The sequence below is a fragment of the Yimella sp. NH-Cas1 genome, from assembly GCF_022359705.1.
Taxonomy (GTDB): domain Bacteria; phylum Actinomycetota; class Actinomycetes; order Actinomycetales; family Dermatophilaceae; genus Yimella; species Yimella lutea.
In genome coordinates, this window is sequence record NZ_JAKSGG010000003.1 from 2,888,186 (window position 1) to 2,913,675 (window position 25,490).

26 protein-coding genes are annotated in these 25,490 nt (G+C 67.0%); 5 read left to right on the forward strand and 21 right to left on the reverse strand.

All coding sequences use genetic code 11. The features are described from left to right. Positions 1-262 precede the first annotated feature (262 nt). From MF407_RS14240 to MF407_RS14255, 4 genes are all read right to left on the reverse strand, one after another. On the reverse strand, positions 263-1,009 hold the full coding sequence (locus MF407_RS14240; RefSeq protein WP_239702690.1) for an ISL3 family transposase: 747 nt from the start codon (positions 1,007-1,009) through the stop codon (positions 263-265). After that, on the reverse strand, positions 952-1,551 hold the full coding sequence (locus tag MF407_RS14245) for a transposase family protein (RefSeq protein WP_239702691.1): 600 nt from the start codon (positions 1,549-1,551) through the stop codon (positions 952-954). The genes MF407_RS14240 and MF407_RS14245 overlap by 58 nt, the downstream gene beginning before the upstream one ends. A gap of 651 nt (positions 1,552-2,202) precedes the next feature. Then, positions 2,203-2,961, reverse strand: a complete 759-nt coding sequence (locus tag MF407_RS14250; RefSeq protein ID WP_129626264.1) for a cobalt-precorrin-6A reductase — start codon at positions 2,959-2,961, stop codon at positions 2,203-2,205. 53 nt (positions 2,962-3,014) lie between these two features. Further along, positions 3,015-4,439: an amidase gene (locus MF407_RS14255; protein WP_239702692.1), complete on the reverse strand. Its 1,425-nt coding sequence runs from the start codon at positions 4,437-4,439 to the stop codon at positions 3,015-3,017. Between the two features lie 186 nt (positions 4,440-4,625). Between MF407_RS14255 and MF407_RS14260 the strand changes: the two genes are divergently transcribed. From MF407_RS14260 to MF407_RS14270, 3 genes are read left to right on the forward strand one after another with little or no spacing between them, the layout of a single operon-like run. Continuing rightward, positions 4,626-5,570: a MetQ/NlpA family ABC transporter substrate-binding protein gene (locus tag MF407_RS14260; RefSeq protein ID WP_239702693.1), complete on the forward strand. Its 945-nt coding sequence runs from the start codon at positions 4,626-4,628 to the stop codon at positions 5,568-5,570. After that, positions 5,567-6,589: a methionine ABC transporter ATP-binding protein gene (locus tag MF407_RS14265; protein WP_129626270.1), complete on the forward strand. Its 1,023-nt coding sequence runs from the start codon at positions 5,567-5,569 to the stop codon at positions 6,587-6,589. Before MF407_RS14260 ends, MF407_RS14265 begins: the two co-directional genes overlap by 4 nt. Further along, the gene (locus tag MF407_RS14270; protein WP_141927239.1) at positions 6,589-7,257 is read left to right on the forward strand and encodes a methionine ABC transporter permease; all 669 of its coding nucleotides are present in this window, start codon (positions 6,589-6,591) and stop codon (positions 7,255-7,257) included. The genes MF407_RS14265 and MF407_RS14270 overlap by 1 nt, the downstream gene beginning before the upstream one ends. Positions 7,258-7,286: 29 nt before the next feature. On the opposite strand, the gene MF407_RS14275 is transcribed toward MF407_RS14270, so the two are convergent. The 9 genes from MF407_RS14275 to MF407_RS14315 form a co-directional block, all read right to left on the reverse strand. Further along, positions 7,287-8,126: a phosphoribosyltransferase family protein gene (locus MF407_RS14275; RefSeq protein ID WP_141927240.1), complete on the reverse strand. Its 840-nt coding sequence runs from the start codon at positions 8,124-8,126 to the stop codon at positions 7,287-7,289. Next, the gene (locus tag MF407_RS14280; protein WP_239702694.1) at positions 8,119-8,961 is read right to left on the reverse strand and encodes a phosphoribosyltransferase family protein; all 843 of its coding nucleotides are present in this window, start codon (positions 8,959-8,961) and stop codon (positions 8,119-8,121) included. The genes MF407_RS14275 and MF407_RS14280 overlap by 8 nt, the downstream gene beginning before the upstream one ends. Before the next feature lie 45 nt (positions 8,962-9,006). Then, positions 9,007-9,726, reverse strand: a complete 720-nt coding sequence (locus MF407_RS15970) for an HAD family hydrolase (protein ID WP_239702695.1) — start codon at positions 9,724-9,726, stop codon at positions 9,007-9,009. Between the two features lie 74 nt (positions 9,727-9,800). After that, positions 9,801-10,391 (reverse strand): TerD family protein, encoded by a 591-nt coding sequence (locus MF407_RS14290; protein WP_239702696.1) that lies wholly within the window; start codon positions 10,389-10,391, stop codon positions 9,801-9,803. 10 nt (positions 10,392-10,401) lie between these two features. After that, positions 10,402-11,520 (reverse strand): DUF475 domain-containing protein, encoded by a 1,119-nt coding sequence (locus tag MF407_RS14295; RefSeq protein ID WP_141927243.1) that lies wholly within the window; start codon positions 11,518-11,520, stop codon positions 10,402-10,404. A gap of 88 nt (positions 11,521-11,608) precedes the next feature. After that, a complete protein-coding gene (locus MF407_RS14300) occupies positions 11,609-12,196 on the reverse strand; it encodes a TerD family protein (RefSeq protein ID WP_129626284.1) in 588 nt (195 codons plus the stop codon). Between the two features lie 61 nt (positions 12,197-12,257). Next, positions 12,258-13,313, reverse strand: coding sequence for a hypothetical protein (locus MF407_RS14305; protein WP_239702697.1), 1,056 nt, complete (start codon positions 13,311-13,313; stop codon positions 12,258-12,260). Further along, on the reverse strand, positions 13,310-13,864 hold the full coding sequence (locus tag MF407_RS14310) for a TerD family protein (RefSeq protein ID WP_205744774.1): 555 nt from the start codon (positions 13,862-13,864) through the stop codon (positions 13,310-13,312). The genes MF407_RS14305 and MF407_RS14310 overlap by 4 nt, the downstream gene beginning before the upstream one ends. A gap of 123 nt (positions 13,865-13,987) precedes the next feature. Further along, positions 13,988-15,685 carry a BCCT family transporter gene (locus MF407_RS14315; protein ID WP_239702698.1) on the reverse strand — a complete coding sequence of 566 codons (1,698 nt, stop codon included), beginning with the start codon at positions 15,683-15,685 and terminating at the stop codon, positions 13,988-13,990. A gap of 161 nt (positions 15,686-15,846) precedes the next feature. On the opposite strand from MF407_RS14315, the gene MF407_RS14320 reads away from it, so the two are divergent. Next, positions 15,847-16,194, forward strand: coding sequence for a hypothetical protein (locus tag MF407_RS14320; RefSeq protein WP_239702699.1), 348 nt, complete (start codon positions 15,847-15,849; stop codon positions 16,192-16,194). A 56-nt stretch (positions 16,195-16,250) separates the two neighbouring features. Here MF407_RS14320 and MF407_RS14325 read toward each other — a convergent pair whose 3' ends face one another. The 8 genes from MF407_RS14325 to MF407_RS14360 all read right to left on the reverse strand — a co-directional run bounded on the left by MF407_RS14325 (position 16,251) and on the right by MF407_RS14360 (position 24,495). Next, positions 16,251-16,835 (reverse strand): hypothetical protein, encoded by a 585-nt coding sequence (locus tag MF407_RS14325; RefSeq protein ID WP_239702700.1) that lies wholly within the window; start codon positions 16,833-16,835, stop codon positions 16,251-16,253. Further along, positions 16,836-18,170 carry a toxic anion resistance protein gene (locus MF407_RS14330; protein WP_129626295.1) on the reverse strand — a complete coding sequence of 445 codons (1,335 nt, stop codon included), beginning with the start codon at positions 18,168-18,170 and terminating at the stop codon, positions 16,836-16,838. A 116-nt stretch (positions 18,171-18,286) separates the two neighbouring features. Then, a complete protein-coding gene (locus MF407_RS14335; RefSeq protein WP_239702701.1) occupies positions 18,287-19,567 on the reverse strand; it encodes a M20 family metallopeptidase in 1,281 nt (426 codons plus the stop codon). 14 nt (positions 19,568-19,581) lie between these two features. Continuing rightward, positions 19,582-20,766, reverse strand: coding sequence for a benzoate/H(+) symporter BenE family transporter (locus tag MF407_RS14340; RefSeq protein ID WP_239702702.1), 1,185 nt, complete (start codon positions 20,764-20,766; stop codon positions 19,582-19,584). A 748-nt stretch (positions 20,767-21,514) separates the two neighbouring features. Then, a complete protein-coding gene (locus tag MF407_RS14345) occupies positions 21,515-22,270 on the reverse strand; it encodes an AIM24 family protein (protein WP_239702703.1) in 756 nt (251 codons plus the stop codon). Further along, on the reverse strand, positions 22,267-22,950 hold the full coding sequence (locus MF407_RS14350) for an AIM24 family protein (protein WP_239702704.1): 684 nt from the start codon (positions 22,948-22,950) through the stop codon (positions 22,267-22,269). The genes MF407_RS14345 and MF407_RS14350 overlap by 4 nt, the downstream gene beginning before the upstream one ends. Positions 22,951-22,955: 5 nt before the next feature. Then, positions 22,956-23,579 (reverse strand): AIM24 family protein, encoded by a 624-nt coding sequence (locus MF407_RS14355; protein WP_239702705.1) that lies wholly within the window; start codon positions 23,577-23,579, stop codon positions 22,956-22,958. 148 nt (positions 23,580-23,727) lie between these two features. Beyond that, positions 23,728-24,495 carry a rhodanese-like domain-containing protein gene (locus MF407_RS14360; protein WP_239702706.1) on the reverse strand — a complete coding sequence of 256 codons (768 nt, stop codon included), beginning with the start codon at positions 24,493-24,495 and terminating at the stop codon, positions 23,728-23,730. A 237-nt stretch (positions 24,496-24,732) separates the two neighbouring features. On the opposite strand from MF407_RS14360, the gene MF407_RS14365 reads away from it, so the two are divergent. Next, the gene (locus tag MF407_RS14365) at positions 24,733-25,428 is read left to right on the forward strand and encodes a hypothetical protein (RefSeq protein WP_239702707.1); all 696 of its coding nucleotides are present in this window, start codon (positions 24,733-24,735) and stop codon (positions 25,426-25,428) included. Positions 25,429-25,490: the final 62 nt, after the last annotated feature.

Genomic DNA, 25,490 nt, shown 5'->3' on the forward strand with positions numbered 1-25,490 from the left:
ATCAGCGTGGGGCCGGTCGATTCCGTTCGGACAGGTGATGCATCGACTGCCCAGCGGCAGGTGCGGTACTGATGCGGGGGTACCCGGTGCAGGGGTGTCAAGGCCCAGCTCCGAAGACGGCAAGCCGGGCACGTGAAAGGCGAATTATGGCCCGCCGCAACCCGAGCGGGAAGGCATGTGTGGCACGAGGCGCCGAAGACGGGCCGGGCGTCTACTGCAGAGATAAATGGCTCTCCGCATTTGAGCGGGGCGTGTGCTGATTTCATGCTGCTGGTCTCTGCCCTCGGGTGAGGGCGATGTGGACCATGATGCGCCTTCGGTAGTTGTCCATGTTGGTGAAGCCGCATCCGACACGCTTGGTTTGCTTGATGATCCGGTTGAAGCCCTCGGTGCGGGCGTTGGTCACGTCCTCGGTGAGCGCGACGAGCACCGCTGGCCACCAGGTGTCGCTCGTGGTCGCTAGGCGGCTGGTTTCCTCCATGTCGGCGCGGGCGGCGGCGTCGTAGAAGTCGTACAGCCTGCGCCGGATCTGGTGCGGCTGGTGTTCGGCCAGCAGCAGGCGCAGGCGTTCCTTGACGGCATGCGCGGCGGCGATCTCGTTGGTCGGATCCTCGGCGGCGAGGGCGGCGTTGAACCGGGCCTTTTGCTTCACGGTGAGGTGCTCGTAGCCGGTGAGCAGCAGTTGCCGGCTGGCCCAGACTTTGTCGGTGGCGGTGCCGCGGCGGCCGTGCAGTTGCCGGGTGATCCGTTGACGGACCTGGGTGACCATGAGGTTGGCGAGGGCGACGAGATGCCACTTGTCGACTGCGATCCGCGCGTCCGGCAGGGCGGTGCGGATCCCGCCCGCGTACGGCGCGGACGGGTCGATCACGACCAGGTCGATGCCGGCCCGGAACGCGGGTGTCTGCAGCGCGAGCCAGTCGATCACGCACGCCCCGGAGCGTCCCGGGGTCAGCCCGAGAAGGTGCCCGGGCAGGGTGGGTCGGCGTTGACGAACGAGGTCATCCACGGGTTCGACCGTGTCCAGCCGGCCTCTTCGAGCACCCAGCGCACCGACCGGGCGCGGGTCTCGTCGATGCCGAGCACGCGGGTGGGTTCCGGCTCGGGCAGCCACTGGTTGGCCAGTGCGATGAGCGCCGGGTGCGCGGTCGACCACGCCACCTGGTAATCGCTAGCGACCTCGCTGACGGCGCGGTTGCCCGACGCGATCGCCGAACCGATCTTCTCTCGTAGCCGGGTCGTGAGCCGCGACCGTGCCGGCACAGCGCGGGACTGCTGCGTGAATGTCGCTGTCCCACAGGCCGGTTCGCGGCACACCAAGCGCCGTTTTAGCCACCACAGATCGGTTCTTTGGCCGGAGGCAGGCAAGTCCTTGACTCGAACCAGTGGCCGCTCCTTGATCCTTGAGGTGAGCACCCCGCACTCGGGGCAGGCGCCCTCCGGGTCGATGACCTCGATGACGACACGCACCGTGTCGGCATCGATTCGTTCGAGCTGCAGGACGGTGAACTCGTCCTCCAGCCCGAGCAGCACTGACGTACCCTCGTTCATGCTCGTGGCCTCGCTGTTGTCGCGTTGTGAGAGACCAACAGCATGTCGGGGCCACGAGCCCCATCAACTACCGGGCACCCCGCTCAAGCGCGAAGAGCCCTTTAATTTCCCCTCCTTACTTGCATGAACGGATCTGTCCGGGAGGACAGTGTCCCCAGCGCTTGGTGTAACCGTAGATATAGCCGTACTCAATCTGTCGTGCCCGATAGTACGAGTTGGCATTGGCTTTCCAGGTAACCCGGAAACCTCTGCCGCCGGTCGCCGAAGATCACATTTTCAGTTGAAGCTTGGGCCACGTGACACCCTTCGGCGCCGGCGCCGGGCTGCGCTCGTTGATCCGTGAGCTATTGCGAGTAGCCCTACCCACCGATCCGCGCGCGCTGCCGATACTTCTCCTTTTCCTCTTCCGAGAGAGACTCCCACAAAGAAAGGAAATCCTCCCGGCCGCCTCGAACAAGAGACCGATCCCGAAGGAAAGTACAGCGGCAGCGGCTTCGGTTCGGACAGGTTTCGGGCCGCCATTCAAGTTCCTCGCTCACGTGGACCTCCACGTTGGAACTCCCTAGAACGATCGGGTGCCACCATTGTTGCCATAAGAGCACATGACACAACAAGGACCACGCGGAATGCACCGCGGTTGCTCGATGACGGTCAGTCCGTGGCTGAGCGTCCGGCGACGATCCGCCCGAGCACGGCCTCGACGCTCGGCTCCTCGACCAGCCCCGACGGCACGTCCGGGCGCCGGACGACGACCACCCGCACGCCGAGTTCGCCGGCCGCGGTGAGTTTGGCGGCGGTGTAGGCACCGCCGGAGTCCTTGCTGAGCAGCACGCCGATGTTGTTGCGCTGCAAGAGTTCTCGCTCTGAGTCGAGCGTGTAGGGGCCACGGTCGAGCACCACCGTCCATGCCGGCGGCGCGTCGTCGAGCGGCTCGACCACCCGCACCAGCACCGGCATCTCACGCCAAGCGGCGTAGTGCGGCAAGGTCTGCCGACCGGTGCTGAGGAACGGCACGCCGCCGGTGTGCCGCAGGTGGTCCTCGGCTGCCTGCAACGCCTCCTGGTGGTCGTCGACCCACGTCCACGAGTCGGCGTCAGGGTGGTGCGCCCACCCGGGCCGCGCCAACCGCACCGCCGGCACGTCGGCGAGCCGCGACGCCTGCGCCGCATTGGCCGTCATCGCCGTGGCGTAGGGATGGGTCGCATCGACGAGCAACTCGATCTGCTCCGTCTGCAGGTAACGGGCGAGCCCTTCGGCCCCGCCGAACCCGCCCGAACGCACCGGTCCGGCCGGCAGGCGCGGGTGCTGGACGCGTCCGGCGAGCGAGGAGATCAGCGGCACGCCGGCGGCCACCAGGCCGTCGGCGAGCGCTCTCGCCTCGGCCGTCCCGCCAAGAATCAACACGGTCACGCAGACAGTTCTACCGGTCGCTGCACAGTGCCGCACCGGCGCGCCGGCCCCGGCTACTGCTCGGCGCCCGGGAATGCATCCTGGATCCGCTCGAAAGGATGCGCCTGCTCCACCTGCAGTGCGAGCTCGAGCAGCAACCGCTCGGCGCCGTGGGTGGCCGACAGCATCGCGCCCACCGGCAAACCCCGGTCGTCGACCCCCGCCGGCAACGAAATCGCAGGAGCTCCAGACGCATTGGCGAGTGGGGTGAAGCCGACGAGGTCGAGCAGACGATCGAAGTGCACCGACGGGTCGACCTCCGGTCCGAGGAAACCCAACTCGGGAGTGGGCGCCGTGAGCACCGGAGTGAGCACGACGTCCGGGCCGCGCCGGAACTCCCGGCGGCTCGCAGCACTCGAGGCAAGCAGGCGCGCAATGTAGAGCGGCGCCTTCGGCAACGAGGCCTTGCCTCGGCGGGCAAGTTCGACGGTAAGCGGCTCGAGTTTGGACGCGTCGAATCCCTTGCCGAACAACTTCTCCCCCTGGCTCGAACCCATGAACGCCAGGAACTGCCAATAGCGCGAGAAGTCGTCGGCGAAGAACTGCGGCACGTTCACCGCATAGGGCTCGACAGTGTGCCCGAGCGCTTCGAGGGACGCGGCGAAGGTCTCCACCACAGTCCGCACCTGGGGGTCGGTCGCCGGGGCGACCGGCGAGTCGAGCATCAGGCCGATCCGCAGTGGCCGCTCGAGTGGGCGCTCGATGCGGCCAATGGCCGGCAGCGTGCGGTTCTTGTAGGTCTTCTCAGCCTCGGCGTAGAAGCGGGCGACATCGCGCACCGACCGGGCGAGCACCGAGTCGCTGACGATGCGCACCGGCATCTTGCCGGCGTCACCGAGGCGCAGACGTCCACGCGTCGGCTTGAGCCCGACGAGTCCGCAGGCTGCTGCGGGGATGCGCACAGACCCTCCGCCGTCATTCCCGTGGGCGATGGGCACGACGCCGGACGCCACGAGCGCGGCCGACCCACCGGACGACCCGCCTGCGGAAACATCTGTGTCCCAGGGGTTTCGGGTGGTGAACGTGCGCGACTCCGTCGAACAGGTCCACCCGAACTCGGGCATGGTCGTGGTCGCAATCGGGATCAGGCCGGTGGCCAGGTATTGCGCCGCGACAGCGCCGTTCTTCTGGTGCGGGGTGCGCGGGAACGCCGCCGATCCCTCGGTCATCGGAAGGCCGGCCACCGGGATGTTGTCCTTGAACGCCGCCGGCACCCCCGCGAACGCGCCGGTTCGGCTCTCCCCGGCCCGTCGACGGGCTCGTGCGAAGTCATCGCGCATCAATGCGTCCAGCGTGGGGTTCAGCTTTTCGGCGCGCGCGATGGCGGCCTCGACCGCCTCGTTCGCCGAGATCGATCCGGACGCGATCGCTTCGGCGACCCCGGTCGCGTCCAGGCCGCCAAGGGCGTCGTCGGTGAAGGCATGAACTCGCTGTCCCATGCCTCCCTACTATGCAGTAGCCACGGCGTTCCGCGTCGTTAATCGCCTTCCCGTCAACAGCAAGACCTGGCCCGCCCGCCGTGACCGCCCTCACAGCCCAAAAATTTGACCAATGGCCTGGCTCTTCCATAGCGTTCTGTTATTCATTGCATAGTTAAGAGTTATCTATGTTCGAAGGGTTTCGCTGTGCCTGCGTCCGACTCCGCCATCCCGCCTCTGCCGCCGTACCCGGGCCACGACCGCGGCAGATGGCTCGGCCTCATCGCGGGTGCCAGCGCACTCGCCCTCGCCGCCGGGTTCGGCATCGGCCGAGCCACCGCGGGTGACGACGGCAGCGGCCCGAAGCTGACCACCGTCAAGGTCGGCACCACCGAGGCGAACAGTGACATCTGGCCGATCATGCAGCGCCTGGGCAAGGCCGAGGGCCTCAACATCGAGCCGGTCAGCTTCAGCGACTACACGCAGGCGAACCCGGCCCTGTCCCAGGGACAGATCGATCTCAACCTGTTCCAGCACCTGCAGTTCCTGGGCAGCTACAACGTCGAGGCGAAGCAGAACCTCACGCCCATCGGCGCGACCGTCATCACTCCGCTCCCGCTGTACTCCAAGAAGCACCAGAAGCTGAACCAGATCCCGGCCGGCGGCAAGATCGCCATCCCGAACGACGCCACCAACCAGGCACGAGCGCTGCTGGTGCTGCAGGCGGCAAAACTGCTGACCCTCAAGGACGGCGGCAACGCCCTGTCCACACCGGCCGACATCGACAAGGCCGCCTCGAAGGTGACCGTCGTGCCCGTGGACGCCGCACAGACCGTCGCGTCCCTGCCTTCCGTGGACGGCGCGATCATCAACAACAACTTCGCGCTCGATGCCGACCTCGATCCGAACAAGGCGCTGTTCCAGGACGACCCGAAGTCGCGCAACGCCGAGCCGTACATCAACGTGGTCGTCTCCCGTGCCGAGGACAAGGACAACGCGACCTACGCCAAGGTCGTGAAGATCTGGCACAACCCCGAGGTCCTCGCTGCGAAGAAGAAGGAAACCAAGAACACCGCGGTGATCATCGACCGTCCGGCGGCCGACCTGAGCAAGATCCTGCAGCGGCTCGAGAAGGACATCGCGGCGAAATGACCGAGTCCATCATCCGCTTCGAAGGCGTCGGCAAGACCTTCAAGCGTGGCAAGTCGTCCGTGCGCGCTCTCGACGACATCACTCTCGACATCGAGGCCGGTGAGATCTTCGCGTTCATCGGCTTCTCCGGTGCGGGCAAGAGCACCCTGGTGCGCCTGATCAACGGTCTCGAAGCACCGACGGACGGCACCGTCACCGTGCACGGAGATACGTTGAACCGTTTGTCCCCCAAGAAGATCCGCGAAGTTCGCGGCGATATCGGGATGGTCTTCCAGCAGTTCAACCTGCTGCGTTCGCGCACCGTCTACGGCAATGTCGCCTATCCGCTCGAACTCGCGGGGTGGAGCAAGCGCGACATCTACGAGCGCATCACCGAACTGCTGCACTTCGTCGGTCTCACCGAGCGCGCCTGGTCCTATCCCGAGGAACTGTCCGGTGGGCAGAAGCAGCGGGTCGGCATCGCCCGCGCACTCGCCACCAGGCCGTCCATCCTGCTCGCCGACGAGGCGACCAGTGCCCTCGACCCGGACACGACCCGCGACGTCCTCGCGCTGTTGCGCAAGGCCAACGAGGAGCTCGGCACCACCGTCGTCGTCATCACCCACGAGATGGAGGTCGTCCGCTCGCTCGCCGACCGCGTCGCGGTGCTGGACGCCGGACGCATGGTCGAGCACGGCAGCGTCCGAGAGATCTTCTCCGCACCGAAGGCCGACGCCACCCGCCGCATCGTCGGCGCGACGCTGGACACCCAACCGGACGAGCAGGAGATCGACGAACTCGAAGCCTCCTACCGCGGACGTCTGATCACCGTCACCGCGAACCCGGGCGAGAACCTCGGCGCAGTCATCGGACGCGTCGGTGAGCGCGGTGTCGGGCTGGAGTTCGTCCACGGAGGTGTCACCCGGATCAAGGGCGACGACCTCACCACGTTCACGCTCAACCTGACCGGGCAGGAGTCCGACGTCCAGACCGTCGTCGACGAACTCGCCCGCATCGCCACCGTGAGGGAGGTCGCCTGATGGGTAACGACACCGACTGGGGCGTACTGTCGCCGATTCTGCAGGAGTCGATCTGGCAAACGCTGCTGATGGTCGCGGTGACCGTGGTCGTCGGCGGCGGGCTCGGGTTGGTCCTCGGCGTGCTGCTCTACACGACCCGCGCCGGCGGCATCCTGGCCAACCGCGCCGTCTACACCGTGCTCAACCTGCTGGTGAACATCGTCCGGCCGATCCCGTTCATCATCTTCATCACCGCGGTCGGTCCGCTGACGCTCAACGTGATGGGGACGACGGTCGGGACGCGTGCCGTGCTGTTCCCACTCGCGCTGGCTGCCACGTTCGGCATCTCGCGCATCGTCGAGCAGAACCTCGTCTCCGTCGACCCCGGCGTGATCGAGGCGGCCGAGGCGATGGGTGCGTCACCGTGGCGGACCATCCGGACGGTGCTGATCCCCGAGGCGCTCGGCCCGCTGGTGCTCGGTTACACCTTCGCCCTCGTCGCGGTGGTCGACATGACCGCGATCGCCGGCGCCATCGGCGGTGGCGGTTTGGGTCAGTTCGCGATCACGTACGGATACCAGCGCTTCGACTGGACCGTCACCTGGGTCGCGGTCGCGATCATCGTGGTGATCGTGCAGGTCGCGCAGTTCAGCGGAAACGCGTTGTCGCGCAAGATCATGCGCCGCTGAATCGCCGCGAGGTCAGGTGCCGGCGGGCATCACGCGGTGGCGGTGGTCTTCGCCAGGGCTTCCGCCGTGAGCTGCAGGCGGCGGAAGCCGGTGGCGTACGCGGGCACGTGGCTCAGGCCGTCGCGCTCGACGGCGTCCAGGATCCACGCCGCGACGGTCGGCGGCACAGCGGCCAGGAAGCGCTCCTGGTCGAACCGGCCGAGGGTGGTGATCTTCTTCGCCAACCGGGCGTTCGGGACGAAGCGGGGCGAGTCGACGATCACGAGCAGATCCTCGACGCTCGACGCGGCGACCCCGTTGAGGTCGGACTCCAGCGACGGACGCCCGGCAGCACTGTGCGCGTCGACGATGTACAGATGGTCGATCCAGGACGCACCGGCCTCGTTGAGGCAGCCGTCCATCGCCAGCTCGTGCGTGCCGGTGACGCGGATGTCGTCGAGGGCGATCACCCGGGCGCCGGAGACGTCGATGCGTGGGTCGACGTGCATCGACTTCGCGCCGACCGCGAGTTCACGCGCGGCCGCGTCCATCGTGGCGTAGTCGCCGGGCGAGACACCGAGACGGTGCACCCGCAGCGGCTTCAGCTCCACACCGGGTGCCAGACGGCGCATGCGCGCGACGAACGGCGACACCAGGGACCGGGCTGCCGGCGGGACCGCTCCGTACCCGGAGGAGGTGACGAAGATCCGTTCACCGTCGCGCGGCGCGACGATCGCGTGAAAACGGTCGGCGAGCGCCCGGCCGAACGCGATGGACGCGACGCCGTCGCCGTACTTGAACCGGCTGTAGTCGATGGCCGGGACAACGCCGTCCGACGGCAGGACGCAGGCGTCGGCGGCGAGCGTGTGCAGCGCGATTCGGTCAGACATGGACGACCTCCCGTTCGAGGGCGGCTCGCAGCGTGGCCATGCCCTCGGGGTAACCGGCCATGAAGATCTCGCCGGTGGCGACCGCGCCGTCGTACATCTCCTGCACGAGCGCCTGCGGCACCTGAACGAGGAAGGGCTCCAGTTCGGGCGAGGCGAGTGCGCGTTTGAGGAAGCGGATCGTGAGGTGGAAGCGTCCGGCCTGCGCGGCCGGCACCATCTGCAGGATCGAGGTGATGCTGGCGTGGTTGAGTGCCGACTCGACGTGTGGGGACGCAGCCAGTTCGGGTTCGCAGATCGCGACGTACCCGGTGACCAGGCTCTTCGGCTCGGACGCCTCGAGGGCAGTCAGCACGGTGCGTTCGGCCAGCCCGGTGACGCGGACGTCGTCGATCACGACGCAGTTCGTGCCGTCGATCGGCTCGGCCAGCACGAACCCGATACGAGCCAACTCGGCCTCACGCTCGGCCTGCGTGGAGGCGGCGTAGTCGGTGTGGGTGACAGAGTCCTTGTGCACCTGCACGATGCGCCCACCGGGCAAACCGCGGTTCGCCCGCTCGGCGTTCAGGCGGTCGAGCACAGCGTAGGCGAGGAACCAGCAGGACGGGCGGACCGCCAGGTACGCCACCGGCAAGGTGGGCACGGCGTCGTCGGTGATCAGGTGCGGACACTGCTCGATGAGCGCGTCGGCGAGCAGGTCGCCCAGCGCGCGGATCGCGTCCGCGTCACCGTGCTTCATCCGGGAGTAGGTGTCTGTGTCGAACGGTGCGCCGTCACTGGTGCGGACGGCGTCGACCGGGCCGATCAGGCGCGCGGTGGTGACGCAGGTCGAATTCATCGTGTCCCCTCACGTCGGCCGCGCCCCCGCGCGACTGCTGTCAGTTCACCGCAACGCTTCCAACGCGTCCACGGTGCTCTTGCCGTCAGGCACGACCAGCACGGCTGTCATTCCGGCGTCACGTGCACCCTGCTCGTCGGCGAGCGGATTGTCGCCGACGTGTACAACGCAGGATGACGCAATACGTTCCCCGTTGGTTGCTTCCGCGAGGGTGAGAGTCTTCTCGAAGATTCGCCGGTCCGGCTTGGCCCAACCGACCTCGTTGGAGAAGACCATGCCGAGATTCCCGGTGAATCCGGCCAGCGCCAGCAGGTCACGCATCAGGACGCCCGGCAGCATCCCGGTGTTGCTGGTCAGGATCACCGGACGCGTCTCGGCCAGCTCGGCGACCAGCGCGGGGATGCGGTCGTCGAGGGCTATCGGGTGGTGTTCGCGGGCCATCTGCGCCTGCTGCTCCATCAGCTCCCGGACGACGTCCTCGCGAATGTCAGCGAGATGGACGACCTGATCCGCGTGTTCTGCGGCTGGTCGGGCCAGGTGGGCGAGGGTCAGCTGGACGCGTTCGGCGAACCCGACGTCCGTGCCGCGGGCCATGCAGATCTCGTCGGCCTCGCGGTCCATCGTCCGCATCGCCTCGTCGAAGCAGTCGGGGTCGACGTCCGCGGCGAGAGCATGACGCAGCATCTCGTTGCGGGCAGGTTTGAAGTCGGGGTCGCTGCGAAGCAGCGTCCCCCAGATGTCCAGGCTGATTGCTTCGGCACGCACCCCCGAACCTACTAACAAACGTCGAACCCACCAGGCGGGCCTGGTGGGTTCGACGTGAACAGTAGGTTCGCGGGTCAGACGACCTGCAGAGCCAGGGGCTCCAACTCGCGGGCGATGCGTCCGTTGCCGGGGTGGCCGACGGCGGTGAAGGTCCAGCCGCCGCCCTGACGCGACACCTTCGCCATCACCAGCGCGGTGTGCGTGCCCGAACCCGACAGCTGGAAGCGGGCCAACTCGGTGTCGTTCGCGTTCGAGTCGACGACCCGGACGAACGCGTTGTCGACCTCGGAGAAGTTCTCACCCGAGAAGGAGTTCACGACGAACACGATGTGCTCGACCGAGCCCGAGACGGCGGTCAGGTCGACCACGATCGACTCGTCGTCGCCGTCGCCGGCACCGGTGAGGTTGTCACCGGTGTGCTGGATCGAACCGTCCTGACTGCGCAGATTGCCGAAGTAGACGGTGTCGAGCACGCGTCCCCCACCGATCAGGAGCGCGGACGCGTCCAGGTCGATGTCCTTCTGCACCTGCTTGCTGCCACCGAACAGACCCTTCTTGGTGACGATCTTGGTGTCCCAGCCCAGGCCCATCCGTACGCGGGACAACTGGCCGCCGTCCTGCTTGGCCAGGTTGACGGTGTGACCCTTGCTCAGGTTGATGCTCATCGTGCTTCTCCTAGCTGTTGGTTGTTGCTGTCTTCTCAGCCAACGGGTGGCCGGAGTCGTCGGTTTCATCGTCCCTCTTGTTGGCGACGACCGAGGAGATCCACGCTCCCGCGATGAACGCGATGCCGACTCCGCCGATGATGAACTCGCTCAGGTGCGCCTGGATGGTCAGGATCAGCATGATCGCGAGCGCACCGATGGCCCAGTGGGCGCCGTGCTCGAGGTAGCGGTACTCCGCGAGTGTGCCTTCGCGCACCAAGTAGATGGTCATCGAACGGACGCAGAGCGCACCGACACCGAGACCCATCATGATGATCAGCGGGTCGGGCGTGATGGCGAAGGCGCCGATGACTCCGTCGAAGCTGAACGTGGCGTCCAGGACCTCCAGGAACATGAACATCGAGAACGCGGCCTTACCCGCGAGCTTGACGACCTCACCACGCGACTCGGCTTCCTCGAACTCGTGGTCCTTCTCCTCCTCGCGGGCCTCCATCATCGACGACAGGCCGTTGACCGAGAGGTACAGGACGATGCCGAGCAGGCCGGCGAACAACACCTGGTTGCGGATCTCGGTGGTCTCGGCGAGGTACTCCGCGGCAAGCAGCAACACGATACCGGCGATGATCACCGACAGCACATCGAGCTTGCCCAGCTTCTGCAGCGGACGCTCGATCCACTTCAGCCACAGGATGTCGCGCTCGTCGAACAGGAAGTCCAGGAACAGCAGCAGCAGGAACATTCCACCGAAGGCGGCGATGCTCGGATGTGCCTCGTTCAGGATGTAGCCGTAGGTGCCCGGGGTTTCCGGGTTGCCCTTCTCCAGCGCGAGATTGACCGCCTCGATCGGGCCGATGCCACCGGTGAGGGTGACAATGAGGAACGGGAAGACCAGCCGCATACCGAAGACGGCGATCAGGACGCCGATCGTCAGGAAGATCTTCTGCCAGAACTCGTTCAGTCGCACGAGGTACTTGGCGTTGACCGCCGCGTTGTCGAACGAGAACACGATCTCGACGAGGATCAGGATGGCGGTGAGGACGACGGCTGCCCAGCCGTCGTAGAAGAAGGCGACGATCAGGACGATCGCCGCGACGATCAGGTCCGGAGTGAAGTGCCGAAGAGCTTTCATTTCTGCTTTCGTGACGGGGGTTCAGGCACGACGCAGCCGCCTCAGCGTGACTGAGGCGGCTGCGATCAGTGGTGGTTCAAGCGGTGGATCAGCCCACCGAGAGGCCGAAGTCGGTGATGACGCCACCGAGGCCGCTCGAGTAGCCCTGGGCGATGGCGCGGAACTTCCACTCGCCACCGTTGCGGTACAGCTCGCCGAAGATCAGCGCGGTCTCGGTCGAGGCGTCCTCGCCGAGGTCGAAGCGAACGCCCTTCTCGGCGTTCGTGGGGTCGTCGGCGTCGAAGACGCGGATGTAGGCGTCAGCGACCTGACCGAAGTTCTGGCCGCGCTGGTCGGCCTGGTCGATCGAGGCGATGAAGACGACCTTCTCGACGTCTGCGGACACACGGGTCAGGTCGACCTGGATCTGCTCGTCGTCGCCGTCGCCCTCACCGGTGCGGTTGTCACCCTGGTGGGTGACGGCGCCGTTGTCGGCCTGCAGGTTGTTGTAGAAGACGAAGTCGGCGTCGCTGCGGACCTTGCCGTCGGCGCCGCACAGCAGCGCGGACGCGTCGAGGTCGAAGGGGGCACCGTCGGTGGTGCGCGGGTTCCAGCCGAGACCGACGATCGCCGTCGTCATGCCGGGTGCGGCCTTGGCCAGCGAGATGTTGCCGCCCTTGCTGAGGCTGACTGCCATGTTTCTTCCCTTTCTGCTCAGGCGCGGATGCCTGATGGTCGTTCGAACGGTCCTGAAGTCTTCAGAACAGTGGCGTGAACGGATCGCGCCAAGTCATCTGGTCGTATCCGTAGACGCCGGCCACCTGCTGCAACGTTCCGCTGAAGGGGTCGTGTTCCGCTCGGAGCACGATTCTTCCTTCCACGACGTAACCGGTGATCAGCGCCTTGGCCCCGAAGGTGGCCGAACGGTCGAGAACGACCTCCAACCGCGACCCCCCGTAGGTCTGCACCACCAAGGTACCGCCGGGCATCGACCGGTCGGACGTCTGCGGCAGCCCGATGACGAAGAATCTCGCGGCACGTTTGATCCCGCGCAGGTTGATCGTGACGCCCTGGGTGGTCGAGCGGAAGATCGGACTGTGCGGGTCGGGACCCTGCGGACGCATGCCCGGCAGCACGATCGACTCACGTTGGTCGACGGTCTCGAACAGGCAGCCCAGCAGCAACTGGTTCGGCTGCGCGGTCGCAGCGGTGAACTCCAACGCGCCTGCGGACGACTGCATACGGGTGAGGTGGACGACGGGGTCCTCGACCGTGAGGATGCGTCGTTCTCCTTCGTCGAGGGTGGGGAGGCCGAGTTCGTGGTTGACCAAGGGGGCGAACCTTCCGGTGGAAGCCCGCACCGGCGCCGATCCGGACGGACCGGACAGGTCGAGCAGGTTGTTGCTCGTCGGGACGGGCGCGTTTCTGCTCGGCGGCTCGACCCTCTGCTCAACCCGCTGCTCGGATCCGCCGAGGTCCAGCGGGTTGGAGCGCGGCGCAGACGGCCGGCTCGGCGGGGTGGGGTCCGATCCGCCGAGGTCGAGCGGGTTCCTTCCGGCGGACGAGGCCTGTGGCTGAGGGGGCGACGGTGCGGGTGCGGGAGTTTCGGGGCGGGACAGGTCGAGCGGATTCGACTGCGCTGCAGGCCGATCGGCGACCGGTGACTGGACTGAAGGGGCATCACGGCCCGGGCGCGCCGCGCGTCCGGTCAGGAAGTCGGCGACCGGTGAGGCGCTCGAACCGTTCGATGCCGGTCGCGGCGCCGCCTGCGGTTGCTCGCGGCGACGGGCCCGAAGGAAACCGAAGTCGCTCACAGGTTGACCCCGAAGTCGCGCGCGACTCCCTTGAGCCCGTCGGAGTAGCCGGCGCCGAGCACCCGCAGTTTCCAGTCGCCCGAGTGGCGGTAGAGCTCGACGAGCGACAGCGCGGTCTCGCCGCGCAGGCCGGGGACCAAATCGTTCGTGGTCACCACGGATGCTCCGCCGTCGAGGTTGAGCACTCGGACGACCAGGCGCCGCAACTGGCCGAGCGTCCGGCGTCCGCCGCCGCCCTCGTTGACGTAGAGAACGAAGACGATGCGCTGCACCTCGTCCGGCACGCCGCTGAGATCGACCTCGACCTGCTCGTCGTCGTCGCCCATCGTGTCGGCGACGTGTCCAGTGGACAGATCGGCCGAGACCATCTGGTTGAAGTGGACGACGTGCTCCTGGCTGAGTGCCTTGCGGTCGCTGCCGCAGAGCACGGTGAGCAGGGTGAGACTGTCGTGCAGGAAACGCTCGGCTCCGGCGTCCCAGTCGACGCCGACGACCAGGCCCTTCAGGCCGGGCACTTCACGGGTGAGGGCGACATTGGCCCCCTTCGCCATCGGACTCACGCTCGCCACCCTAATCGGGAGACGCGGACGATGGGTCGTCGGTGGCCTGCGCGGGTGGTTGGGAAAGCGACGGACGCGCCACCTACCGGTGACGCGTCCGTCGTGGTGAGTCGCTCAGCGACGGCCGGCGTCGCTTCCCCGGTTGGGGTTTTGCCGGATGGCATCGAACTCGCTGCGGATCTCGTCGCGGATCGATTTCTCGAACCGGCGACGGCGACCGTGCACGAGTTCGGCGTGCTTGCCGACAAGCTCCTTGCCGGTCGAGATCGCCATCAGGATCAGCACGATGCTGAACGGCAGCGCGACCAGGATCGCCATCGTCTGCAGTGCGGCGAGGCCCTCGCCTCCCGCTCCACCGGTGAGGATCAGGGCTGCGGCGATGCCGCCCTCGAGCGAGGCCCACATCACCCGGCTCCACACCGGCGGGTTCGGGTTGCCGCCCGAGGCGATCATGTCGACCACGAACGAACCGGAGTCGGAGCTGGTCACGAAGAAGACCACCACGAGGACGATCGCGATGACGCTGAGCAGCGTCGAAGCGGGCAGTCCGTCGAGCAACTGGAACATGGCCAGGTCGGTCGAGACCTTGCCGTCCTTGATCAGACCCTTATCGCCGAAGATCTCGCGGTGCAGACCGGAGCCGCCGAAGATCGCGAACCACAGGCACCCGAGCAGGGTCGGGACGAGCAGGACGCCGGCTACGAACTCGCGCACCGTGCGTCCGCGCGAGATGCGGGCGATGAACACGCCCACGAACGGTGACCAGCTGATCCACCAACCCCAGTAGAACGTCGTCCAACCGGACAGCCAGTCCTTGCCGGCGTCGCCCTCGAAGGCGAGCGTGCGGAAGCTGAGTGAGAGGAAGTTCTGCAGGTAGGAGCCCAGCTGCTGCACGAAGTCAGCCATCAGGAACATCGAGGGTCCGAACACCAGGACGATGAGCATCAGCAGTCCCGCGACGCCCATGTTGAGGTTCGACAGGAATTTGATGCCCTTGTCGACGCCGGTGACCACCGAGATCGTCGCGACGGCGGTGATGCCGATGATGAGCGCGACCAGCAGCCAGGTGCTGACCGTGCCGGAGTCGTCGGTCTCAGCGACGCCGAGGTGTCCCAGGCCGGCGCCGACCTGCGAGACGCCGAACCCGAGCGAGGTGGCGACGCCGAACAGGGTGCCGACGACGGCGAGGACGTCGATGACGTCACCCAGCCAGCCCTTCACCCGGTCACCGAGCAGCGGTTCGAGCGCCCAACGGATGGAGATGCTGCGTCCCTTGCGGTGCACCGCGTAGGCGACGGACAGACCGACCACCACGTAGATGGCCCAGGCGTGCAGGCCCCAGTGCAGGAAGGTGGTGTCCATCGCGGCGCGCGCCCTGGCGGGCTCGGAGGTGCCGGTGCCGGGCGGCGGTGACGAGAAGTGGTTGAGCGGTTCGGCGACGCCCCAGAAGACCAGGCCGATGCCCATGCCGGCGGCGAACAGCATTGCGAACCATGACGGCAGCGAGAACTCCGGATCGTCCTCGGGCTTACCCAGGACGATGTTGCCCATCGGCGAGAACACCAGCCAGAGTGCCCAGAACACGAACCCGGTCACGGTGATGACGTAGAACCAACCGAGATCGCGGACGACCGTGTCGTTCGCCTTGGTCAGCACGTCGTTCATCTGGCTCGGCATGATGAGCGCGGCAGCTACGAACAACAGCAGAATGATCGCGGCCGGCCAGAAGACCCGTGGCGCCTCCACCAAGCGCTTCTTGCCGTCCCCCGGCGGACTGTCGGTGGTGGTCGATGGCGGTGTCGATGAACTCATGAATCGGTCTCCTCGTCGGCGGTAGCACAAAGTGCCCCCGTCGTCCGTCGATGCAGTTGTCGTGCCTGAAGCATCTATTCAAGACAGACATGGGTGCCCGTTCGCAAGTCCACGTGACTCGTTTGCGCAACGAACAAGCGCCGAGGCGACACCATGGGTGCATGGAACTCGAGGAGACGTTGGCCCAGCTACGAGCCGCACTGAACGAGGCGATGCACGACCGCGATCAGCCCGCCGTGATGGCGTTACGGGCCGCCATCTCCGCGCTGCAGAACGCCGCAGCGGTGCCTGCGGACGATCGCGGTGGGTCGATCGAGGAATCACCGAGCGGGGCCGGCGCCACCGACGTCCCACGGCACGAGCTCACTCCGCACGAAGTGCAGTTCATCATCGAGACCGAGGTCGATCTGCGCGAAGCAGAGGCCGCATCGTGCGAGCGCCTCGGACAGCATGAGCGGGCCGAACGACTGCGGGCCGAGGCAGACGCCCTCGCGCCCTGGACCACCTGACCCCCGTAAGTCCGCAGGATCGGTGAGTTGACCCGCGCGTCCTGCGGACTTTCGGGTCAGAGGTCGAGGTCGGACTGACCGAACTTGGACTCCAGGAAGCGCCCGTGCACCTGCAACGCCTGCACATCGCGCATCCGACTCGCCTCGGCCAACTCACCCACGGAGCGGCGCAGCGCGGTGAGTTGCTCTACCAACTGATCGTCGGCGGCGGCCATCTCCGGCGAACCCGGGGCCGCCGCGCGTGACGCGCCGACGTACGTCCGGATGGTGCTGGGCAGGTAGTCGGTCAGCACGCCGAAGATCGCGACCCGCACCGAGATGTCGAGCATGTTCGCTTCGGGCGAGGTGAGCACGGTACGGACGGTGTCGGTGACCGAGCGCGCGAGCACGACGCCGAGCCCGGGCAGGTGCGCAGCGCTCCGGTTGATCTCGAGCACCAGCGATTGGTTGTGCCGCAGCAATGAGGGGACGTCATCCCCTTCCGGCTTGGGCGGCGGCGCGGGCGCGGTGGTGTCGACCGCCCGGCCACCTCGCTGGGACTGCGCCCGCGCGCGGTCCGACATCACCGAACCGCGCGCGGCCTGACCGCCTTGAGCCTGACCGTTCTGGCCGGGCTCGAACAGTCGTGACAGGAGCCCCACTTACTGGTTTCCGCCCTGGTGCGGGTACGGCGGCTGCTCGCCCTGCCGCGGACCCTGCTGCTGGATGTTGTTCGGGATTCCGGGGCGCTGCTGCGGCGGCTGGAACTGCGCCGAGGTCGTCGCGTCCACACCCTGGTTGCGCAACGAACGCTCCAGGTACGGCTTGGCGCGCTGCACCTGACCCTCGAGCGCTTGGACGGTGGTCGCCATGTTCTGCGTGGCCTGCGAGCGGAAGGTGTCGATCGCGTCCATCGTCTGGAAGACGTTGTCGAACGCGCGCTGCAGCTTGTCGATCTCGATCGTGCTGGACGCCGCCTGCTCGTGGATCTCGACGCCCTGCGTCTTCAGCTGCTCGCTGGTCTTCTCGATCAGGCTGGACGTGGTGGAGTTCAGCGCGGTGATCTGGTCGAGGACGATCTTCTGCTGGCTGAGCGCCTGGCTGACGATGACCGCCGTGCGCAGCGCCGCGACCGTGGTGGTCTGGGCGCGGTCGACGCCGCGGATGAGCTCGACGTTGTTCTTGCGGACGAGGTCGAGCGCCAGGTAGCCCTGAACCGCCACGGCCATCTGGGTCATGATGTCCTGCCGGCGCTGGCGCACCGCGAACAACACGTCCGACTTCATGATCTGCGCGTCCTCGGTGCGGCCCTCGGCCTCGAGTCCGGCGATCTTGCTCTCAACGGCCTTGTCGAGCGCCGTTGCGAGCTGGTTGTACTCGCCCAGCTTCTGCATGGCGTTCCACATGTTCGTGCGCTCGACGTCGATGGACGCGTTGTCCTTGCGCAGTTCGTCCTGGCCGCTGGCGAGGCTGCGGATGATGGAGTCCAGGTGGCTCTGCGCCGACTGGTACTTCATGAAGTAGTTCTCGATCTTGTTGCCGCCCGGCATCCACTTCAGGATCTTCTTGGCGCCCTTGAGGTCCGCACGGTTCGGGTCGAGATCGGTGATCGTGCGACGCAGGTCGACCAGCGTTCCCGACACCTTGCCCTGCGCGGAGTCCTTGCCGCCCTGGGCGGCCGGGCGCTGCAGCATCCGGTTGGAGACCTCGGAGCTCTTGCGGATCTCGCTGTCACCCATGAGAACGATGGAGTTGACCTTCTCGGTGAAGGCCGGCGACTTCATGTCCATGCTGGTGAGGTCTTCGACGTACGCCTGCGCCTTCTTGTCCAGTTCGGACTGCGCCTCGGCGTTCACCGGGACGGCCTGCACCGCCTGGCTCTCCTCGACGACGGCGACCGCAGCGGGCGCTTCGAGGACGAGTCCCTCACCGCCGGGTGCGCTCGTCGCGGTCTGGGTGGGCTTGGTCGGCTGGCCGCCGAGGTCAAGGTCGGACATGGATTGCCTCTCTCGTCACGCTTGCGTGCGGGGCTTCCCCCATTTGGTTCCCCACTCTAGGCGGAACGCTCTGCCCATTGGCCCGCGTTCCCGACCGAACACCTCTACCCCCGTAGTCAAAGTTTCCGATCGTCACAGCGACCACTTGTCGAGGCTCGAGAACTGGTCGCGGTAGCAACCCGTTTCCTTGACCAAGGGCGTAGTTGCTGAGTGCGGCGCAGGGCCATCTCGGCGAGCCAGGCGGACGCCTGCCACAGGACGTCGTCGTCGAACGCTGCCCGTGGGGAGTGATTGTCGGCGGCCGTCTTCGGGTCGTCCGTCGGGCAGCAGCCGAGGAAGAAGTAGGCGCCCGGGACGCGTTCGAGCACGAACGAGAAGTCCTCGGCGCCCATCTCGGGCTCCTCGCGCTCGACGTAGGCGTCCGCGCCGAACAGGTCGGTGACCACCTGCCGCCCCAGGTCGTAGTCGGCATCGGTGTTCACGGTGGGCGGGTAGGACTCGACCACCTGATGTTCGGCACTCAGACCGTGCGCCTGCGAGATTCCCTCGGCCAGACGGATCACCGTCTCGCGCAAACGCTTTCGCGACTCCTGGGACAGCGACCGCAAGGTGATGTCGAGCTCGGCGGTGTCGGGGATGATGTTCGACTTCGTGCCCGCCGCGATGCGTCCGATGGTCGCCACGACCGGGTCGAAGACGTCGAACCGGCGCGTGACGGCGGTCTGGATCGCAAGCGCGATCTCGCAGGCGACCGGCACCGGGTCGAGGGCGACCTGCGGCTGGGAGCCGTGACCACCCGCGCCCCGGACGACGATGTGGACGTCTTCCGCCGCCGCCATGCAGGCGCCGCGGGTCGTCCACCAGGTGCCCTTGGGGAAGGTGGCGGAGGCGACATGCATCGCGTACGCCGCCTCGACAGGTCGTCCGGCGATGTCGAGCAGACCCTCATTGAGCATCGGCTCGGCACCGCCCGGGCCTTCCTCGGCGGGCTGGAACATGAGGACGACGTCACCGGCCAGTTCGTCCTTCAGCTGGCACAGGATGCGGGCTGCACCGACGAGACCGGCGATGTGCATGTCGTGCCCGCACGCGTGCATGGCCCCGGGATGCGTTGAGCAGTAATCGGATTCGTGAAGTTCCTGCACCGGCAACGCGTCCATGTCGCCGCGCAGCAGCACCACGGGTCCGTCGGTGCGGGCACCGCCACGGATCACGCCCACGACCGAGTCGAGGTTGTCGCTCAGGTGGATCTCGATCGGCAGACCGTCGAGCGCTTCGAGCAACCGCGCCTTGGTCAGCGGCAACCGCAGGCCGATCTCCGGGATGCGGTGCAAGTCGCGGCGCAACGAACGAAGGTCGTCGCTCATCTGCTGGGCAAGTTCGACGGTTCGGCTCACTCACCCGAGGGTAGTCAGGCCGGCCGGCGACGCAGCACGACGTACAACACCAGCCCCGCGACCAACCCCCAGAACGCCGAACCGATCCCGGCGATCGTGATGCCGGACGCCGCCACTACGAGCGCGATCGCACCGGCTTCCCGTGCGCTCTCCTGGGCCAGGGCGGACCAGGCAGCAGCGGCGAAGGTGGCGATCAGCGCGAGTCCGGCGATGGTCTCGACGATCCCCTTCGGGGCCGCGACGGCGACGGCGGACACCAGTCCGGCAAGCGGGCCGAACGCGAGGTAGGTGAGCCCACAGGAGATTCCGGCGACCCACCGGCGCTTCGGGTCCGGTCCCGCCTCGGGGCCCGCCGCGAGCGCGGCGGAGATCGCGGCGAGGTTGATCGCGTGACCTCCCGCGAGCGCACCGACCGCCGATGCACCGCCGGTGTACAGCAGCGGACCTCGCATACCCGGCTTGTAACCGAAGGACGACAGCACCGCGATGCCCGGGATGTTCTGCGAACTCATCGTCACGATCCACAGCGGGATCGCGATCGCGAACATGGCTCCCGTGTCCCATTGCGGTGCAACGAAACTCAGGCTGGGTGCGGCGTTGGACAGATCGAGATGTCCGAACACGCCGCGCACCGCCATCACCACGAACGCGGCGAGCAGCGCACCGATGACCGCCCATCGGCGAGCGAGCGCGGTGAGCACCAACCAGGTGAGGATCACCGGTCCGATCGCCCAGGGGTCCGCCTGGACGGCGGACACCGGTTCGATGACCAGTTGCAACAGCACCCCGGCGAGCATCGCGGACGCGAGCGGGGCCGGGATCGACTCGACCAGCCGACCGAGCGGGCGGATGAGCCCGCAGAGCGCGAGCAGGATGCCGCAGACCATGAATGCGCCCACAGCAGAAGCGAATCCGCCGTGCGGTGCGGCCGCAGCCGCGAGCAGCGCGGCACCCGGCGTGGACCACGCCATGGTGACCGGCATCTTCAGGCGCCAGCTGAACAGCACGCATCCCAGACCCATCGTCAGGCAGAGCGCCATGAGTCCGGAGGCTGCCTGCGCCTGCGATGCACCGACCGCGCGAAGCCCGGTCAGCACGACGGCGAACGAGGAGGTGAAACCGACGAGCCCACAGACGATGCCAGCCATGACCGTGGGCATGACCGAGGCCGTCACCGGCTGCGTCGTGCTCGAACTCATGGGACGTCAGCGTAGGAGTCGCTCCCCGACGCTCGAGGTCCCGTCCAGCTCAGCCTCCACTACACCCGTGGTGGGAGGAAAGTGGCCGCAATGACGACCGCCCGGTGCTCAGCGTCGTTCGACGCGGTACAGGTCGAACCGGCGACCGGTGGTGGTGTCGACTGCCACGCAGAGACTGCCCACGCTCAAAGCCACGGGCACTCCTTCGACCTGCGGTGAGAGTCTGCCGCCACTGCGGTCGAGAGCCCGCGCCCGCCGCGAAGTCCCCCAGCTGCGCACGCACCAGATCCGGGACCCGGGGGGCACGAAAGATCAACGGTGATCATCGACCGTCCGTCGGCCGACCTGAGCAAGATCCTGCAGCGGCGTGCCACGAAGAAGTTGCGCCCGAGGACAACTCACGTGGTCTCGATCGCGGCACTCCGCTAACGCTCCGCACCTACTCGACCACCGTTGTGACGCCTGCTCGACCACCGTTCTGGCGCCTGCTCGACCACCGTTCCGACGCCTGCTCGACCACCGTTCCGACGCCTGCTCGACCACCGTTCCGACGCCTGCTCGACCACCGTTCCGACGCCTACTCGACCACCGTTGTGACGCCTGCTCGACCACCGTCCGGTGGTCGCACCGGCGGCGATGAGCCCGGCCGCAAGGACGATCGTCACCAGCGCGACGAGGCGCTGCGCGATGCCGAAACGGGTGCGGTCGGTCACCCGTCAGGGTACGTCGAGCCCTTTCCGCACCGACGTCAGCGGTGTTGCTGCTGTTGCTGCGCCGTGATCCGCTGCTGCAACATCGCCAAGCCAGCCGGCGAGACGAGCGGCAGTTGCTGCTCGATGTTGCGCACCACGTGGTGGTCGTCAACGACCTTCTCGCTGCTCTGGATCAGGACGGTGCCGGCGCCGGTGAAGTCGTACTGCCGCTCCTCACCGGAGTTGATGCCGAGCATCGCCGCGCCCGACGACATGAAGCTGTTGACCCAGTTCTGGTCGTAGTGCAGCGACGGGGACGGGCAGTCGGCCCAGCCCACGAGTGCCTCCGGGTCGACGCGCAGCGGCGGCTCGACGAACATCACCGGTCCGTTGGAGGACGCGAGGAACTTGCCGGTGCCGATGAGGGTGAGGAAGCCGGGCACGATCGACTGGTTGAGCTGGATACCCGGCTCGAACGCGAGCAGGTTGGACGCGCGGACGGTGAGGTTGCCCTCGTCCAGGTCGTAGCTGTTGATCGTGTAGCCACGGTCGCCGATGATCAGCGTGCCCTGGCCCTCGACGACGACGAAGTCCTGTTGGTACATCGGGGCGCTGAAAGTGCCGGCGACCATCTGCTGCAGGCCCGCTCCGATGCCCGCGGTCAGCGCGTGGAAGCTCGCCTGACCGTAGTAGGCGATCATCGCGCCCTTGCTCATGAACCAGGGACGGTCGAGCGTGAAGTAGTACGCGTACTCGTTGCCCGGGATGTTGTCGTTGCCTTGCAGCACACCGGGATTCAGAACATTGCTCACAGCTTCTCCTCCGATGCCTGCACCAGCACGACTCCCTGACCGTTGCACTGCAACTGCATCGCCTCACCCGAACCACGACCCACCGCGTCCCGCCAGCTCATCGCCGACTGCAGCTGGGTCTGGACGTTGCCGACCGTGCCGACGAACGCCTGCGGATCGACGACCACCGGGCCGTTGCCGACCGGGATCTCGATGAGTTCGCCGTGAGCGACCAGCACGACCGCACCGACGCCGCTGAGTTGGGTGGTGAACATCCCGTTGCCGGTGAGCGCACCGGTGGCTGCCCCGCGAAGTGCTCCGCGGAGCCCGCCTCCGCCGCCCTGCTGGGACTGGGTCGAAACGATGGACGCCTGCATCCCGGCGGTGTAACCGAGCATCCGGGACATGTCGGCAGTGACCTGTCCGCCCTGCGGCAGGTCGATGACGTGCAGTGCCAGCCCCTGGAATCCGTAGTGCACCTGGCCGTTGCCCTGAGCGATCATCGTCCGCTCGTGCTCACTGCGCATCATGGAGCCGACCATCGCGCCCATGCCCCCGGGTGCGCCGCCGGCGCCCGGGATCTGGTGCGGCGCGAAGTGCACCTGGCCGGAGTAGAAGAGCATCGAACCGCGGCGCGACACGATCGGACCGGTACGCCCAAGGTCGGCCTTCACGACCTTGCTGTTGATCTTCTCGAACATGCCGATCACCGTTCCGCCGGCTGGATGGAGACGACGCCCTGGCCCTGCCAGCGCAGCGAGAACGCCTCGCCGCCGCCCTGCCCGACCGCGGATCGCCAGGAGACGTCGGTGACGAACGACTGCTGCAGTTGTCCCTTGGCCGCGACGAACGCGTCCGGGTCGACGACCAGCGGCAGGTTTGGGTTGACCTCAAGGTGGATCAGCGGGCCGCCCGCGCTCAGCAGCGCGACCTGACCGGTGCCGCTGACGGTCGTGGTGAACAAGCCCTGCCCACTGCTCATCCCACCGACTCCGGCGAACTGGACGTTGGTGTTGAGGTTGCCCGCGAGCGCCAGGATCTGGCGACTCTCGACCTGCATCGTCTCGTTGTTCAGCGGCAGCACGGTGACGTACTGCGCGTTGACGGCGAACTGGACGACGCCGTCGCCGGCGCACTCCATCAAGGTCAGCGACTCACCGGTCGCCTTCTGCTTGAGGCCGGCCAATACGCCTGCGCCACCGCCGAATCCGGCGTTCTTGAACTGCACCTGGCCCTGGTAGGAAACCATCGACCCGCTGATCGCACGCACCGACGACTTCTGCAACCTGGCCTCGATGACGCGCGACGAACGCGCGACGAGTTCTGCCATTTCACCCTCCCTGGTCGGCACCATCCTGGCTGATGCCCGGGCCTGCGACGAAACCCGGCGGCGAAACGTTCCGGGGTCGGCGAGTGGGGCGCCCTCAGAAGCGAAGCAGCCGCGGACGAAGCCAACACGCTTCGACGGGTGGGCACGCTCAGCCGTCGATGTCGGAGCGTTGGCGACCGACGTCGCGCAGGTTGGTGTCGAGGGTGACCCGGTTGTCGAAGACGAAGCACTCACCGTCGAAGTCGGCGTCCGCGTCCGGAATCTCCTTGAAATAGTTGAGAATTCCGCCTTGCAGCTGGTGCACCTTCAGGCCGAGGTCCTGCATCCAGGGGCTCGACTTCTCGCAGCGGATGCCGCCGGTGCAGTACATCGCGACCTGCTTGCCCTCGGCCTTCCACTCCGGAGCGTGTCGTTCGACGAAGTCGCGGAAATCGCGGAAGTTCACCACTCCGGGGTCGACCGCTCCGCGGAAACGACCGACCTCGAACTCGAAGGAGTTGCGGTTGTCGAGGACGACGACGTCGTCGCGCCGAATGAGTTCTCGCCACTGCTGCGGCGGGACATCGGTCGCGGCGACGTCATCGACCCTGGCCGGCATGTCCAGCCCGTCGACGCCCAGCGGGACGATCTCCCGCTTGGCCTTGACCATCATGCGCGAGAACGGGATTCGCTCGGAGGCGGTCTGCTTGTAGGTCATTGCGGCGAACGCGCTCGAGAGCACCTCGTCGGCGGCGGCGCGTTGCTGGAAGGTCGCGATCTGCTCGGCCGACGCGGCCAGCATCCCGTTGACTCCCTCGCCGGCGACCAGGATCGTGCCGAGCAGACCGTCGGCCAGCGCGCGCAGACGGGCACACACCGCATCAACGTCGTCAATGCGGACGAAGCGGTAGAACGCGATGTGGACGCCGGAACTCACCCGGTCATGGTGCCAGCGGCCGCAGGCTGCGCGAAATCTCGATCTCTTTCTGGCCAGCCCTGGTCCAGACGCGAGCGAGCCATTGTGAGCGTGGCCGACGACGGTGTCGGGTGGTCATCGGTTCCCGCCGTGGCATGGGAAGACCTGCCCATGCGGCGACCGGGTCGTCGGACTCACGGTCACCGTCTGGTGAGTGTCGAGGTACTTCGCTCACACCACTCAAAGGAGAAACAACCAATGAACACACCACTGCGGACGGCAGCGCTCGGCATCGCACTCACCTCCAGCCTCGTTCTCGCCGCCTGCGGCGGGTCGAGCGAGACGATCGGGTCCAGCTCCACCACGTCGAACTCCATCAAATCGGGCACGTCGACCGGTTCGAGCACCCAGGCGTCACACAACAGTGACGGCACCACCCCACCGGGGTCGCAGTTACGTTTCGGCACGGCCGGCACCTTCGAGCGCACGACGATCGACAAAGGCAAGTACCGCTCGACCATTACGGTGCAGCAGCCGGAACAGGGCAGCGAAGACGACCTGGCGAAGATCCGTGAGATCGAGGACTTCGACTACCCGTCGGGGGCCACCGCGTACTTCGTGCGGTACACCGTGCGGTACGACGCGGTCGACGCGGCGGCCGCCAAGAATCTGGGCGATGAGAACTCGGTGCCCGAGCGCCTCTCGCTGGATTCGATCGACCAGACCGGCTACGACAGCTCCGCGTCGGCGAAGGTCGGTTGGGGAGACAAGAGCTACGCCTTCGACAAGTGCGCCATGGCCGAGCTGCCCGAAACTGTCCAGAACGGCACAACCGCGAGCTCGTGCCTGGTCTTCGTGCTCTTCCCCGGCAAGAAGCTGACCAAGGTGCGCTACGACGGCCAGGACAAGAGTCCGTACTCGTCGGAGGGCGGCAAGCCGGTCTTCTGGTCCTGAGCAGGTGGGTCGGCGCGATTGCGCGCCGACCCACCTGTTTCCACATGTTCTCTTCTCAGCGG

Coding starts and splice junctions, on each gene's coding strand:
- MF407_RS14245 (WP_239702691.1), bottom strand. CDS start 1,551: ATGAACGAGGGTACGTCAGTGCTGCTCGGGCTGGAGGACGAGTTCACC.
- MF407_RS14255 (WP_239702692.1), bottom strand. CDS start 4,439: ATGGGACAGCGAGTTCATGCCTTCACCGACGACGCCCTTGGCGGCCTG.
- MF407_RS14265 (WP_129626270.1), top strand. CDS start 5,567: ATGACCGAGTCCATCATCCGCTTCGAAGGCGTCGGCAAGACCTTCAAG.
- MF407_RS14270 (WP_141927239.1), top strand. CDS start 6,589: ATGGGTAACGACACCGACTGGGGCGTACTGTCGCCGATTCTGCAGGAG.
- MF407_RS14275 (WP_141927240.1), bottom strand. CDS start 8,126: ATGTCTGACCGAATCGCGCTGCACACGCTCGCCGCCGACGCCTGCGTC.
- MF407_RS14280 (WP_239702694.1), bottom strand. CDS start 8,961: ATGAATTCGACCTGCGTCACCACCGCGCGCCTGATCGGCCCGGTCGAC.
- MF407_RS14290 (WP_239702696.1), bottom strand. CDS start 10,391: ATGAGCATCAACCTGAGCAAGGGTCACACCGTCAACCTGGCCAAGCAG.
- MF407_RS14295 (WP_141927243.1), bottom strand. CDS start 11,520: ATGAAAGCTCTTCGGCACTTCACTCCGGACCTGATCGTCGCGGCGATC.
- MF407_RS14300 (WP_129626284.1), bottom strand. CDS start 12,196: ATGGCAGTCAGCCTCAGCAAGGGCGGCAACATCTCGCTGGCCAAGGCC.
- MF407_RS14310 (WP_205744774.1), bottom strand. CDS start 13,864: ATGGCGAAGGGGGCCAATGTCGCCCTCACCCGTGAAGTGCCCGGCCTG.
- MF407_RS14315 (WP_239702698.1), bottom strand. CDS start 15,685: ATGAGTTCATCGACACCGCCATCGACCACCACCGACAGTCCGCCGGGG.
- MF407_RS14320 (WP_239702699.1), top strand. CDS start 15,847: ATGGAACTCGAGGAGACGTTGGCCCAGCTACGAGCCGCACTGAACGAG.
- MF407_RS14330 (WP_129626295.1), bottom strand. CDS start 18,170: ATGTCCGACCTTGACCTCGGCGGCCAGCCGACCAAGCCCACCCAGACC.
- MF407_RS14340 (WP_239702702.1), bottom strand. CDS start 20,766: ATGAGTTCGAGCACGACGCAGCCGGTGACGGCCTCGGTCATGCCCACG.
- MF407_RS14350 (WP_239702704.1), bottom strand. CDS start 22,950: ATGTTCGAGAAGATCAACAGCAAGGTCGTGAAGGCCGACCTTGGGCGT.
- MF407_RS14355 (WP_239702705.1), bottom strand. CDS start 23,579: ATGGCAGAACTCGTCGCGCGTTCGTCGCGCGTCATCGAGGCCAGGTTG.
- MF407_RS14365 (WP_239702707.1), top strand. CDS start 24,733: ATGAACACACCACTGCGGACGGCAGCGCTCGGCATCGCACTCACCTCC.